Genomic DNA, 13,720 nt, shown 5'->3' with positions numbered 1-13,720 from the left:
CACCGCGGCGCTCGTCGCTTCAGCCGGTGACCGGATGTACTTGCAGAGCGCAGGTGTCGATCGTGGTGTGCACGGTGTGGGTGTCGGTCGAATCGGGGGCTGTCACAACCAGACTCGTGTACAACGGGCAGTCCTCCCCGGCGGGGCCCATCGCGGACCCTTCCACGACCGCGCGGGCGGGGCGACCGGGCAGCACGGTGACGGTGGGCGGAGTGTCGTCGTCCCGGGGCAGGCCGCCCATATAGCCGCGTGGGGTGCGCTGGGCGTGCAGGACCGGACCGCCCTCGCCGGTATCGACGCCGGGATAGCCGCCGATCGTGCAGGGCGGGGTGTCGGCGGCGAGGGTGAAGGTCAGTTCGACGCCGCGATGCATCATGCCCGGCGACAGGGTGTGCGCGGCGATGTCCAGTTGGCGCGGCCGGCACGCGGCGACCGCCGGCGCGGTGGTGGTGGGCGCCGCCGTGAGGCTCGCCTGCGGCGAAGACGCCTGTGCGGCGGAGGTTTCGGTGGCCGGACCTGCCGATGTGGCGGTTCCGGAGTCGTGCTGCGCACAACCGGCGAGCGCGGTGGCGGCGGCCGCGCCGACCACCACCGCCGCTGCCGTCCGATTTCCGTATCCGCCGATCATCACCTCGACTCCTTCCGCCCGCACGCATGCGCGTTCAGTTCACCGCTACCTCCAGCACTACCCCCTCGGCCTTCGCGCCCTGCGCATCGGTCCAGCCCACTCTGACCCACCCGAGCGCGGATTCGGCCGACCGCGACGGAATCCGGTTGACGCGCACGGCCTTCGGTAATTCCGGAGCGGCGGACACCTCGACGGTGCGGGCGCGGGCGTCGCTGTGGTTCTGGTCCTGGGCCATCGCGCTCCCGGTGAGCAACGCAGCCATCTGCGCGAGTGCCACCGGATCGTGCGCGGCGTCGTAGATCCACCTGGTGCCGAGCACGCCGTGTTCGGAGGTGCCGATCAGCGCCGCGTCCGCGCCGGGAAGCGGGGCGCCGCGATAGGTCATCGGCACGTGGTAGACGGGCTGCTGGGCATCGGCGGTGTCGACGACGAGCATGTGCTCGATGCCCACCTCGCCGTCGGGGTCGTCGAGGCGGAAACCGCCTGCCTTGTGCAGCTGCGGCGTTGTGCCGGTGAACCATTCGCGCGTCGGCAGCCATGGGGTGAGCAATTCGAGTTTGCCGGGCTCGAGTGTGGTGTGGTGAACGACAGCCATATGCCGACCCTAATCCGCGGACCGGACCGGGGCGTGCGCGCGCGGACCGAGCAGGCCGCGCACCCCCACCTGATCGCCGCCGCGTTCCGGACGGCGGACGCGCACGGCCATGCGAATCTCCATCGCGCCGAGCAGGATCAGGCAGACACCGACCAGTACCGACAGCGCCGCGACGGTGTCGATCGGCCACACCAGTACGATCAGCCCGGCCAGCAGCGTCGCCACGCCGTAGCCTTCGCGCCGGCCCGGCTTCGGCAGGTCTTCCGACCAGGCCGCGACGATCGCCTGCACGATGCCGCGGATCATCCATCCCATCCCGACCCACATGGCCAGCAACGCCACCCAGTCGCCGCTGCGCATGCACCACAGCGCCAGCAGTACCGACAAGGCCCCGCTCACGAATTCCAGCGCCTTGAGCCCGCCGCGGATACGCGCTCGGAACGCGACCGTGAATTGCCAGGCGGCGGTCAACAGCAGCGTCGTGCCGAGCAATAGCTCCGCTACCTGAACGGACTTATCGGGCCAAACGAGCAGAACCACCCCGACAACGACCGACGCACAACCGATCGCGCACGCCAGGTGCCAGGCATCACCAGCGAAGACATCTCTGCGTCCGGCTGCTCGGAGGGTGGGCATGGCCCCGATGATATGGCCCCGGACGGTGCGCACTGCGCAATTTCACCGGTTCGGCCCGGCAGATCAGCTATCGGACAGCCGCACACCCGCTCGTAGAACGTGTGTGGTTCGGTTACGGCTACCGGGCTACCGTAGGTGGATATCGGATCTCGCACCGCTGCGACCCGCCGGGAGGTTGCCTCATGAGCACTGTGTTTCCGCCGGGTCCCCGGCTGCCGCGAGTGGCGCAGACGCTGCTGCACGCGAAATGGCGGGGCTGGTTCGCCGGGGTGGCGTCGCGCCGCTACGGCGACGTCTACACGATGCGCATGATCGCACCGTATGCCGAGAATCTGGTGGTGTTCTCGCGGCCGGAGCACATTCGCGAAATCTTCGCCGGCGCACCGGCGGATCTGCATGCCGGCGAGGGCAATCGGGTGCTGGAGCCGGTGATGGGACAGCATTCGCTGTTGCTCACCGACGAGGACGAACACGCCCGCGCCCGCCGGTTGCTGATGCCGGCGTTCACCGGCTCGGCGCTGCGCGGCTATCGCGACCTGGTCGAGGCCATCGCCAAACATCACATCGACCAGTGGCAGCCGGACACCACCCTCGTGACATTGCCACGAATGAACGAGCTGACACTCGATGTGATCATGCAGGTGGTGTTCGGTATCAGCGAGCAGCGCGGGCGTGCCGAGCTCGCGCCGCGGCTGCGCTATCTGGTCGATGTGGGCCCACTGATCTTTTTGGGCTGGAAATGGCATCGGCTGCAGCGTTTCGGCCCGTGGAAGCGGTTCGCCGACAACAAGGACGCGATCGACGCGCTGCTCTACGAGGAGATCGCGCGCCGGCGCGGCGAGCCCGATCCCGGCGACCGCGCCGATGTGCTGGCCCGGTTGCTCGCGGTGGGCGCGGAGGCCGGCGACGAGCCGCTCTCGGATGCCGAACTCCGCGATCAGCTGGTGACCCTGCTGCTGGCAGGGCACGAGACCACCGCGTCCGCGCTGTCATGGGCGATGTTCGAATTGGCCGCCCATCCCGAAGCGCAGCAGCGGGCGCGGCGCGCCGCCGCCGAAGGCGACGACAAATATCTGGAAGCGGTGCTGAAGGAGGCGATGCGCCGCCACCCCGTCATCGGCGGCACCCTGCGCCGGCTGACGCGCGAGACGACGATCGGCGGATACACCCTGCCCCGCGGCACCGTCGTGCAGACCTCGATCGTGCTGGCGCACGCGAATCCCGGCAATCATCCCGAACCCGAAAGTTTCCGTCCCGAACGCTTTCTCGACGGCGGTGTGGCCGCCAATACCTGGCTGCCGTTCGGTGGCGGTGTGCGCCGCTGTATCGGCGCCGGATTCTCACTGATGGAGGGCACGGCGGTGCTGTCGGAGGTGCTGAGCCGATTCGCCCTGGCTCCGGTGCGTACCCGCGAACGCGGGCGCATCCGCAACATCACCAACGTGCCCGCCCACGGGGCGCCGGTGCTGCTGCGACCACATCCGGGCACGTTCTGATCCGGCAGAACCCCGTTCGCACGACCCGTACCCAGCCGCGCGGCGGCCGGTGCGCCGGGCAGTGCCGCTGTCCTCGTCGCGGCCGATACGGCGCACCCGGGCGCGGTGCGTGTGGGCGTGGAGTCCACAATCGGCAGTGGACCGCACTCGCCGACAGAGAGGTGATCACTCGTGAAGGTGTTCCAGATCGGCGCGGCGGGCGGCGTGGGCCGCCGCCTCGCGCAACGGCTGACGGACCGCGGTGACCAGGTCACCGGTATGCATCGCAATCCCGAACAAGCCGAGACCGTCGCCGCGACCGGGGCGACGCCGGTGGCCGGCGACCTGATCCACGACAGCGTCGAGGATCTGGCGGCCAAGATCGCCGGGCACGACGCCGTGGTGTTCTCCGCGGGCGCACACGGCACCGGCCTCGACAAGACCACGGCTATCGACGGCGCCGGTTTGCAGAAGGCGGCCGCCGCCGCGGCGCAGGCGGGTGTTTCGCGCTTCGTGCTGGTTTCGGTATTCCCCGATGCCGGCCGCGACCGCGAACCCTCGGAGGGGTTCGAGCACTACATGCGGGTCAAGAAGTCCGCCGACGTCCATCTGACCCACACCGCGCTCGACTGGCTCATCGTGCGCCCGGGCACACTGCTCGACGATCCGGGTTCGGGCACCGTCACCGCCGGCCTGGCCATCGAATACGGTTCGGTCGCCCGCGACGATGTCGCCGCCTTCATCGACGCGGCCCTGCACGAACCGGCCCTCGACCGGGTCATCGTGGAGCTCACCGGCGGCAGCACCCCGGTCGCCGACGCGGTGGCCGAGCTGGTCGCGGCGACCACTCCGCGCGGCTGACCGGGGCTGCCTCGCCGGGCGGGGCCCAGCTGTCGTCCACGATCCCGTGCGCCGGGGCAGTTCCGTCGCGACGACAAAATCATGTGACAGCCCGACGTCGCCGGGCCTAGCGTTCTCGGGCATGTCGAGGATGACGCCCGGCGTCGGCACCGGGCGGTGGCTGGGGTCGGGCACGAGTTGTGCGGTGGTGTCGGCGGTGTCGTTCGCACTGTCCGGGCCCGTGGCTCGCGGCCTGATGACCGCCGGGTGGAGTTCCGCGGCGGTGGTGATCGTGCGGGTCCTCGTCGCCGCCGCGGCACTCGCGCCGATCGCGGCCGCCCAGCTGCGTGGGAACTGGAAATTGTTGCGCGTCAACGCATTTCTGCTCGCCGGGTACGGCCTGGTGGCGATCGCCGGGGTGCAGCTGGCCTATTTCACCGCCGTCGCGCATCTGGCGGTGGGGCAGGCGTTGCTGATCCAGTACACCTCTCCGATCGCGGTGGTCGGCTGGCTGTGGCTGCGTCACCACCAACGGCCGGCGGTGCCGACGATGGTTGGTGCGTTCCTCGGCGTGGCGGGGCTGTTGCTGGTCATCGATCTGCGTTCGGGTGCCGCAGGTGATCGGGTCGGCATCGCGTGGGCCCTTCTCGCCATGGCCTGCGGGGTCGCCTATTTCCTGCTCTCCGCGCGCGGTGACGGCACACTGCCGGGAACCGTACTGGCCGCCGGCGGACTGCTGGTGGGTGGGCTCGGGCTGCTCGCCGCGGGCGGAACAGGCGTTCTTCCACTGGACGTGACCACGAATCCCGTTGAGTACCAGGGTGTCACGGTGCCGTGGTGGCTGCCGATCACGATTCTCGGCACCGTGACCGCCGCCCTCGCCTACGTCGCCGGCATTGCCGCCACCCGCCTGCTCGGCTCCCGCGCCGCGGCGTTCACGGGCCTGCTCGAAGTGGTGGCGGCCCTGATCTTCGCGTGGGCACTGCTCGGTGAGACCCCGCACCCCGTGCAGCTTCTCGGCGGGGTGCTGGTCCTCACCGGCGTGCTCGTCGTGCGCCGCGGCGAGGCGGCCACCGCCGGCGCCGATCAGTCGGTGAGCCGCTGCTCGGCGTAGACGGCCATGGCGTCGCGCTGGTATTCGGCCAGGCCGGCGGCGATCCGGTCGTAGTTCGCCTTGAACCGCTCGTCGTCGACGTACATCTGGCCGAGGCAGATGTAGGCGCTGCGATTCGGGGTCCAGAAACGGCGGATACCCTCGTACTGAGTGTGGATCTCGGCCTGCACCGCCGCATCCTCGACCGGTGTGCCGGCGGCCATGAATTCGGCCATCCGGATCATCGTGGCAGTCAGTTCGCGCTGCATGCGCTCGACATCCTCGGCGGTCATATCGGCGGTCGCCTGCCGGGACTGCTCGAATTGTTCGGGCCAGCGCTCGCGGGCCTCGTCGTCGTACTGCGTGTGATCGAAGCCCGCGAACAGATTTTCCGGGCGGTTGATCTGCACTGACATCTCCTTGTTCCCTTCGAGTTCGGCGATGGTGCGCGCCACGGTCTCGGCCATCCGTCCCAGCCGGTCGCGTTCGGCGAGCAGCCGGGCGTACTGGCGTTTGAGCGCTGCCAGCGTGTCCGGTTCGGAGTCGACCGCCTCGGCGATCTCGGCCAGACCGAGGCCCAGCTCCCGCAACACGAGGATCTGCTGCAGTCGCAGCAGGCTGTGGTCGTCGTAGTAGCGATAGCCGTTGCTGCCCACGTGGGCTGGAGTGAGCAGGCCGATGTCGTCGTAGTGACGCAAGGTGCGGGCGGTGACTCCCGACATCTTCGCCACCTCCGCGATCGACCAGCTCATGGTGCTTCCCATCTGTCCTGAGGCCGGTCGCTCCGGCCTCGTCTTCGACGGTAGAAGTTGCCGTAACGTGAAGGTCAAGCCGAATTCTCGGCGCCCGGGCGCAGTCCGAGCAGGGTTTCGGCGATTCGCCGCATCTGTTCGAGATACCGGGCGCGCGCGGGCGGCGGATCGGCCCGGCGGTCGAGTATGCCGCGGGTCAGTGCGTAACCGACGGTTTCGGCGACGACTCGGACCGGTGCCGCCGGGGTGATGGTTCCGGCGCGGTGTTCGCGGTCCAGGTAGCGCGTGAAGCGGCGGATGGGGCGTTCGGAGATTTCGGCGGCCAGCTCGCCGATCCGGGGGTCCACGGTGCCGCGTTCCTCGATCAATCGCAGCAGCGGCCCGGCGTGCAGCACCGCTTCGGCGAACGATTCGATGGTGGCGCGCAACATCTCTCGCGGGTCGGAATCGGTCAGATCGGGTTCCTGGGCGGCGAGGAATTCGTCGCGCACCCGCGTGGCGAGGGCGTGGAAGATCTCGTCCTTGGAGGCGAAGTACACATACAGCGTCGCGCGGGAGACGCCGGCTCGGGCGGTGATCGCGGCCACCGTGGTCGCCGCGTAGCCGCGTTCGATGAAGACGTCGGCCGCGGCATCGAGCAGGCCGCGATGCCGGTCGGTCTCCGAGCGTTCCCGGGCCGCGCGCACACTCCACGCCGACGTCATACCGTCCAGCATATTGACGTTGACGTCAATGTCAATCAGACTGGCGGCATGCAGGTGGTGGTGGCGAACCGGGGTGAAGTGGCGGTCCGTGTGTTGCGTACGGCGCGAGAGCGCGGTTACGGCACCCGGGCGTTGTCGACGGCGGACGAACCGGACGCGATGCCGGTACGGCTGGCCGACGAGGCGGTCCGGCTCCCCGGCGCGGGAGCCGCGGCCTACCTCGACATCGACGCCGTCGTCGCGGCCGCCGGCACTGCGGGACCGGGCGCGCTGGTACATCCGGGATACGGATTCCTCAGTGAGAGCGCCGATTTCGCGGTCGCGTGCGCGGGGGCGGGTCTGGTGTTCGTCGGGCCGGCTCCGGAGGTGCTGCGGATTTTCGGTGACAAGCTCGCCGCGCGGCGCGCCGCGGAACAGGCCGGCGTCGCCGTGCCGGCCGCCACCTCCGGCGCCGCCGGGCCCGAGCAGATCGACGCGCTGCTCACCGCCCACCCCGAGGGCGTGATGATCAAGGCGACCGCCGGTGGCGGCGGTCGCGGCATGCGTGTGGTGCGCCGTCGCGAGGAATTGGCGCAGGCCTATGCGCACTGCCGGGCCGAGGCCCGCGCGGGTTTCGGTGACGACACCGTCTACGCCGAGGCGCTGGTCGAACACGCCCGCCACATCGAGGTGCAGATCGTCGCCGACGGCTCGCGCGCGGTCGCAGTCGGCGATCGCGATTGCAGCGTGCAGCGGCGCCGCCAGAAACTGATCGAGATCGCGCCCGCGCCCACCCTCGCGCCCCATATGCGCGAGCGCCTGCACGCCGAGGCGGTACGACTGGCCGAAACGGTCGGCTGCCGGGGCGTGATCACCGTCGAATTCCTGGTGCGCGGCGACACCGCCTGGTTCCTGGAGGTCAATCCGCGGTTGCAGGTCGAGCACACCGTCACCGAGGAGGTGACGGGCCTGGATCTGGTGGCCGTACAGTTCGATCTCGCGCAGGGCCGCACCCTCGACGATCTCGACCTGCCCTCCACCACCCGCGGATATGCGGTGCAGGTGCGTGTCAATGCCGAAATCCTCAGCGCGACAGGCGATGTCCTGCCCAGCACCGGCGTGCTCACCCGATTCACCCCGCCGACCGGATCCGGGGTGCGCGTCGACACCGCCGCCTACAGCGGTATGCGCCAAGGCGCCGGTTTCGATTCCCTGCTGGCCAAGATCATCGCGCGCGGACCGACCTGTCCGGCGGCGTTGCGGCGCGCCGCCGACGCCCTGGCCGAAACCACCATCGACGGCGTCGACACCACCGTCGCCCTGCAGCGTGCCGTCCTCGCCGCCTTGCCCGGCGACACCACGGTCGACACGCTGTGGTTCGAACGCCACAGCGCCGAATTGGCCGCCCGGGCCGAGGATTCGGCTCCCCCGCCGACGACGTCGGCCGACGCCGCGCCGGCGGCGGCGGACCGGTACGACGGCGACGAGCAGGTGCTGCGCTCACCGCTGGGTGGCACGGTGATCAGTGTCGTCGAACCGGGCACGGTGGTGGCCGCGGGTGCCGAGGTCGCCGTCGTCGAGGCGATGAAGATGCATCACGTGGTCCGCGCCGGACAGCCCTTGCGGGTGGTGCGGGTGCTGGCCGAGCCCGCGACGGTGGTGGATCCGCATGCGGCACTGCTGGTGTGGGACGACGCGGATCACGACGGCGAGGACACCGGCCTCACGGCCGTGGATCTCGACGCCGAACGCGACGATCTGGCACAGGTGCGGGCCCGCCACCGTGCCGGACTCGACGAGGCACGCCCGGAGGCGGTCGCCAAACGGCACCGGCTGGGGCGGCGCACCGCCCGCGAGAACATCGCGGATCTGGTCGACGACGACAGTTTCGTCGAATACGGGGCGTTGGCGGTGGCGGCACAGCGGTCGCGGCGCAGCATCGAGGATCTCATCGCGAATACGCCGGCCGACGGGCTCGTGGCCGGGGTCGCGACCGTCAACGCCGCACGATTCGGTCACGACCACGCGCGGGCGGTGGTGATGTCCTACGACTACACGGTGCTGGCCGGCACCCAGGGCATGCGCAATCACGCCAAGACCGACCGGATGCTGGAACTGGCACGCGAACAACGACTTCCGGTGGTGTTCTTCACCGAGGGCGGCGGCGGCAGGCCCGGCGACACCGATCATTCGGGCATCTCGGGCCTGGACGTGACGACCTTCCGCGCGATGGCCGCGCTGTCGGGCACGGTCCCGCTGATCGGCATCGTGTCCGGACGCTGCTTCGCCGGTAACGCGGCGCTGCTCGGCATGTGCGACGTCGTCATCGCCACCCCCGACGCCAATATCGGCATGGGCGGGCCCGCGATGATCGAAGGCGGTGGACTGGGTGTCCACGCGCCGGAGGAGATCGGCCCCGTGCGGGTGCAGCGCCGCAACGGTGTCGTGCACATCGTCGCGGCCGACGAGGCCGAGGCGGTGGCGATCGCCCGCGACTATCTCGGCTATTTCCAAGGAACCGTGGACACGTGGGAGGAGCCGGACCCGCGCCTGGCCCGCCATGTGGTGCCCGAGGACCGGCTGCGGGCCTACGACATCCGCGCGGCCGTGGCCGCGATCGCCGACACCGGTTCGGTACTGGAGGTGCGCCGCGACTGGGGTGTGGGCGTGGTCACCGCCTTGATCCGCGTGCAGGGCAGACCCTTCGGGCTCATCGCCAACGACTGCCATCACCTCGGCGGGGCGATCGACGCCCCCGCCGCCGACAAACTCGGCGCCTTCCTGCGGCTGTGCGACGCACATGGTCTTCCCATCGTATCGCTGTGTGACACACCGGGTTTCATGGTCGGTCCGGAGGCCGAGACGCATGCCACGGTCACGAAGTTCAGTCGCCTGTTCATCGACGCGGCCGCCATGTCGGTGCCGTGGGGCACCGTCATCCTTCGCAAGGGATACGGATTGGGTGCACAGGCGATGGCGGCCGGTTCGTTCCGCGCCCCGCGGTTCGTCGTCGCCTGGCCCACGGGCGAAATCGGCGGGATGGGTCTCGAGGGAGCGGTGCGTCTGGGCTTCGCGAAGGAACTGGCGGCGATCGAGGATCCGGTGCAGCGCAGCGCAGCGTTCGACAACCTGGTGCGCGCGGCCTACGAGAGCGGAAAGGCGCTCACCGCCGCCACGGTGCTCGAACTCGACGATGTGATCGATCCGGCGCACACGCGCCGCTGGATCGGCACCCTGCGCTGAGCGCGGGCGCCGATCCCGGTGCGGCTCAGGCGGATTTGCGGGCCAGCCCCGCGACGATCAGCTGCTCCCACACGCTGAGTTCGCGGCCACTGCCGGAGTCGTCGGCCGCCGACTCGGGCCACCAGCGCGCGCACGGCTGCAGGCCCGGATCGATCAGTTCCAAATCGCCGAACAGTGCCTCGATCTCGTCGTCGTTGCGCCAGCGTCCGCGCCCGAAGGCGTCGAGCACCTTCCGTTCGGTGGTGTTGGTCTCGCGGTTGTGCCCGGAACGGAAATGCGAGATGTAGACCTGACTGCCGGGTGGAACACGGGCGGCCCAGTCGTCGACCACACCGACCGGATTCTCGTTGTCCTCCACGAAGGCCAGCACGACGCCGAACAGCAGGCCCACCGGTTCGTCGAAGTTGATCAGCCGCTTCACATCGGCATGGTCGGCGATATCCGAGACCTGGCACAGGTCGCGACCCAGCACCGCGATCCGATCGTCGACCGACAGCAGCGCGCGGCCGTGGGCGACCACGAACGGATCGTTGTCGACGTAGACGATCGGCGCGTCGGGATGCTGGCGGCGCACCACGTCGTGCACGTTCTCGGCGGTGGGCAGTCCGCATCCCAGATCGATGAATTGGCGAATTCCGTTGGCGCACATGCTACGTACGGCGCGGAGCGTGGCCGCCCGGGCGGTGATCGCCACCTGCTCGGAACCGGGCAGGAAGTCGATGAAGTAATCGGCGAGGTTCTGGTCGACGCCGTAGTTGTCGCGCCCGCCGAGGATGTAGTCGTATACCCGTGCCACGCTCGGCCTTGCTTGCCGCGCTCGCATGGCGTCGTCGTTCACTTGTCACCTCTCGATTCCCACGACGCCCGTCGCGGCCGTGGCTGATTCAGTTGTCGAGCATAGCGGTCGGCCCCTGCCGAAGCCGACGATCGACTCGGTCTCGGCGTGGTTTTCGAGACCTGTCGCCGGTTGATTGCGCGAATGTTCACCACATCAGCGGGGATCGGCCATTTCTGGTGCGTCGGTGCCGGATTCGCTCGCATCGGCGGTCCGCGTGCCGGTGCGCCGCGACAGTTCGGCATCGAGTTGCGCCTCGGCGCGTTCGGCTCGGGCCAGGGTCTGGCGGCGCGCGTCCTCGACGGCCGCCAGCCGGGCTGCGGTCTGCTGGGCGATGCGTTCGGCGGCCGCGGCGGCCTCGGCGCGTACAGCGGCGATATCGTCGGCGGCCCGCTGTTGTGCGGCGGTCGCCTCCGCGCGCATCCGGTCGATGTCGCCTCGGGCGCGGACCAATTCCGCTCTGACCTCGTCCAGGGTCCGGTTGCGTTCGGCGACAGCCGATTCGGCGCGCTCGATGGCGCGTTCGGCATCGGCGGCGCGCTGGACGGCCAGGTCGCGTTCGGCGCCGGCGGCGGTGATGCGCTGGGCGCTGTCGCGACGCACCTGTTCGAGCTCGGCGGTGAACGTGGTGCGCGCCAGGTCGGTCTGTTCGGCGGCCTGCCGCCGCACCTGCTCGATGTCGTCGGCACACTGTGCGCGAATCGCGCGGATTTCGGCGTCGGCCTCGGTGCGTGCGGCGAAGACGTCGTCGGCCGCCTGTTTGCTGACCCGCTGCACTTCTCGCAGTGCGTCGTCGCGGGCGGTGAGTGCCTCCGCGATACGCGCTTCGGCGGACTCGGCGGCCGCGGCGGCGTCCTCGGCCGCGGATTCCGCTGCGGCGCGGGCTTCCTCGGCTTCGCGCCGCGCCTTCTCCGCCGCCACCGTCGCTACCTCGGCTTCGGCGATGCGCCGCGCGGCATCGGCCTGCACGGCCTGGACCTGCGCCTCCGCCACCGAGGGGTCGGCCAGAGTCGACAATTCGGCCACGGCTACCGACAACGTATTACTCAGCTGATCGGCCAGGGTCCGGAATTGAGTGAGCATCTCGTCGGCGCGCAACCGGGCGGCGGTCACCGGACCCGGTTGCGTCACAGTGACGTTCGTCTCGGGCTCCTCTCCCTCCTGCTGACGACGCTGTCGTTCCCGCCATGCCCGCCATCGGGTGTGGTCGGGGTGGTCGCAATATTCCGAGGGCCGTCCCGGTGTTCCGCCTCGAGTGATGGTGCGCGTACAACCCGGGTAGTTACAGATGCTCGACACAGGGGAATCGTAGCGTTTGTTTCGTAGTATCCAACGGAATGACACGAAACGAAAGACGGGAAGCGGCAACCGATTCCATATCGTCCTGACCTCCGATAAGTGAACCTTATCGGAGGTCAGACCCGCACTTCTCCGTCCAATCCGCTCCAGCGATTACGTTTACGTTTGGTCGCAAACAACTAAACGTAATTCCAACGCAACTACCGAAAAACTGTGCTCGGCGGTACGCGCGTACCAATCGCCTCAGGGCCGCGCTCGCAGTTTCGGGCGCAACGGCAGGCAGGTGCCGACGACTGGCCGGATCACCGGATCGCGCGTCTCATCTCGTCAGCGGCGAGGCAGGCGACCACGATGAGGTGTGACCCATAGCGGTAGCCGTCGCCGCCGGCCCGCATCCGAGCGGTGGCGGCCCACGCCGTGATTTCTCCCGCTGGCGACAAGCGGACAGGATCCGACCTAGTTCCCTGCGATTGTCGGTGCCGAGTCGACAACAACCGAAAGGACTCTCAATGACCATCGAGAACACCCCGGCGACCGCACTCGACGGCGAACGGGCCGATCTGCTCGCCCAGCTCGCCGCCGCGCGCGCCGCCTTGCGCACCACCGTCGACGGGTTGACCGACGAGCAGGCCGGCGCGCATCCCACCGTCAGCGCACTGTCGTTGGGCGGGCTGGTCAAACATGTGGCGGCCATGGAGGACAACTGGCTGCGGTTCGTCGTGGAGGGCCCCTCCGCGATGAACTACGAGCTGCCCGAGGGCGTCACCTGGGCGGATTTCGCCGCCGGCACCGCGCGGGAGTATCCGCAATGGGCGATCGACCACCGCAACACCTTCGTGATGCTGCCCGGCGAAACACTTGCCGGCATCCTGACCCGCTACGAGCAGATCGCAGCACGCACGGAGGAGATCATCGCCGGTGTACCGGACCTCGCGGCCACTCATCCACTTCCGGAGGCACCGTGGCACGAGGCGGGCGGGGTGCGCAGCGTGCGGCGGGCCCTCATGCATCTGATCGCCGAGACCGCGCAGCACGCCGGGCACGCGGATATCCTGCGCGAGTCGCTGGACGGCCGAACCTCGAGTTGAACCTCGAAACGTGTTCGGGCTCCGGCGGATCGGGGCTCAGGCGGATTTGGTGTGCAGGAGCGGGCTGGACTGGTCCCGGCTGCCTCGAACGTCCGAGGTCAGCTGGAACGCATACGAGACGAGACCGGCCTGAAGTCGGGATTCCACACCGAGCTTCGCCAGGATATGGGTGATATGTGCTTTGACGGTGCGCTCGGCGATGTCGAGTTGTTTCGCCATGGTGCGGTTGGAATTTCCCGCGCCCAGCATCAGGAACACATCGAGCTCCCGCTCGGACAGGTTCTGTACACGGTCGATCCGGTCGTTCCAATGGTCGGCTGCCACCGGAGTCCGTTGTCCGATCGCGGTCACCGCGGACCCGGCCCCTGTGATGTCCGCCCCCGCTGTGGCGAGCCCCGATGAAACGTCATCCATCCTCGACATCCCCCACGCTCGAACGCTTCATGGATTCATCCGACGGACCGTGCCGATTTTTTCGCGGGCACAGCAAGGTCGATGACTCAAAAATACCATGGCCCAACATAATTGGTTCAGCCGTGAATTCCCGGGGCAG

At 69.1% G+C, this 13,720-nt stretch carries 13 protein-coding genes; 5 read left to right on the top strand and 8 right to left on the bottom strand.

Annotated features, from left to right (window positions below; all coding sequences use genetic code 11):
• Positions 1 to 19: 19 nt before the first annotated feature.
• Genes NMI01S_RS33710 through NMI01S_RS11405 form a run of 3 tightly spaced genes read right to left on the bottom strand, consistent with a single transcriptional unit; the run spans position 20 to position 1,892 of the window.
• Positions 20 to 628: a DUF4232 domain-containing protein gene (locus NMI01S_RS33710; RefSeq protein WP_084512862.1), complete on the bottom strand. Its 609-nt coding sequence runs from the start codon at positions 626 to 628 to the stop codon at positions 20 to 22.
• Between the two features lie 34 nt (positions 629 to 662).
• Complete coding sequence (locus NMI01S_RS11410; RefSeq protein WP_062996362.1) at positions 663 to 1,223, bottom strand: maltokinase N-terminal cap-like domain-containing protein; 561 nt, start codon at positions 1,221 to 1,223, stop codon at positions 663 to 665.
• A 9-nt stretch (positions 1,224 to 1,232) separates the two neighbouring features.
• Entirely contained in the window at positions 1,233 to 1,892 is a 660-nt protein-coding gene (locus NMI01S_RS11405; protein ID WP_084512861.1) for an HdeD family acid-resistance protein, read from the bottom strand.
• Between the two features lie 149 nt (positions 1,893 to 2,041).
• Here NMI01S_RS11405 and NMI01S_RS11400 point away from each other — a divergent pair, with 149 nt between their 5' ends.
• The 3 genes from NMI01S_RS11400 (at position 2,042) to NMI01S_RS11390 (ending at position 5,288) form a co-directional block, all read left to right on the top strand.
• Entirely contained in the window at positions 2,042 to 3,355 is a 1,314-nt protein-coding gene (locus NMI01S_RS11400) for a cytochrome P450 (protein ID WP_062996358.1), read from the top strand.
• Positions 3,356 to 3,526: 171 nt separating this feature from the next.
• The gene (locus NMI01S_RS11395) at positions 3,527 to 4,195 is read left to right on the top strand and encodes an NAD(P)H-binding protein (protein WP_062996356.1); all 669 of its coding nucleotides are present in this window, start codon (positions 3,527 to 3,529) and stop codon (positions 4,193 to 4,195) included.
• Positions 4,196 to 4,316: 121 nt separating this feature from the next.
• Positions 4,317 to 5,288 (top strand): EamA family transporter, encoded by a 972-nt coding sequence (locus NMI01S_RS11390; RefSeq protein ID WP_084512860.1) that lies wholly within the window; start codon positions 4,317 to 4,319, stop codon positions 5,286 to 5,288.
• On the opposite strand, the gene NMI01S_RS11385 is transcribed toward NMI01S_RS11390, so the two are convergent.
• On the bottom strand, positions 5,261 to 6,019 hold the full coding sequence (locus NMI01S_RS11385; protein WP_062996459.1) for a MerR family transcriptional regulator: 759 nt from the start codon (positions 6,017 to 6,019) through the stop codon (positions 5,261 to 5,263). The two genes, NMI01S_RS11390 and NMI01S_RS11385, sit on opposite strands and share 28 nt — an antisense overlap.
• Before the next feature lie 74 nt (positions 6,020 to 6,093).
• Positions 6,094 to 6,723, bottom strand: coding sequence for a TetR/AcrR family transcriptional regulator (locus NMI01S_RS11380; protein WP_167669894.1), 630 nt, complete (start codon positions 6,721 to 6,723; stop codon positions 6,094 to 6,096).
• 48 nt (positions 6,724 to 6,771) lie between these two features.
• On the opposite strand from NMI01S_RS11380, the gene NMI01S_RS11375 reads away from it, so the two are divergent.
• Positions 6,772 to 9,945, top strand: coding sequence for a carboxyl transferase domain-containing protein (locus tag NMI01S_RS11375; RefSeq protein ID WP_062996349.1), 3,174 nt, complete (start codon positions 6,772 to 6,774; stop codon positions 9,943 to 9,945).
• A 25-nt stretch (positions 9,946 to 9,970) separates the two neighbouring features.
• On the opposite strand, the gene NMI01S_RS11370 is transcribed toward NMI01S_RS11375, so the two are convergent.
• On the bottom strand, positions 9,971 to 10,783 hold the full coding sequence (locus NMI01S_RS11370) for an SAM-dependent methyltransferase (protein ID WP_218020977.1): 813 nt from the start codon (positions 10,781 to 10,783) through the stop codon (positions 9,971 to 9,973).
• 153 nt (positions 10,784 to 10,936) lie between these two features.
• A complete protein-coding gene (locus NMI01S_RS11365) occupies positions 10,937 to 11,911 on the bottom strand; it encodes a coiled-coil domain-containing protein (RefSeq protein WP_062996347.1) in 975 nt (324 codons plus the stop codon).
• A gap of 677 nt (positions 11,912 to 12,588) precedes the next feature.
• Between NMI01S_RS11365 and NMI01S_RS11360 the strand changes: the two genes are divergently transcribed.
• The gene (locus NMI01S_RS11360; RefSeq protein ID WP_062996345.1) at positions 12,589 to 13,167 is read left to right on the top strand and encodes a DinB family protein; all 579 of its coding nucleotides are present in this window, start codon (positions 12,589 to 12,591) and stop codon (positions 13,165 to 13,167) included.
• Between the two features lie 36 nt (positions 13,168 to 13,203).
• Here the strand turns inward: NMI01S_RS11360 and NMI01S_RS11355 are convergent, their stop codons facing one another.
• Positions 13,204 to 13,581, bottom strand: coding sequence for a response regulator transcription factor (locus tag NMI01S_RS11355; protein WP_167669893.1), 378 nt, complete (start codon positions 13,579 to 13,581; stop codon positions 13,204 to 13,206).
• Positions 13,582 to 13,720: the final 139 nt, after the last annotated feature.

This window comes from Nocardia mikamii NBRC 108933 (genome assembly GCF_001613505.1).
In the GTDB taxonomy this organism is placed as follows: Bacteria; Actinomycetota; Actinomycetes; order Mycobacteriales; family Mycobacteriaceae; genus Nocardia; species Nocardia mikamii.
This window is presented reverse-complemented; position numbering and strand designations above follow the sequence as displayed.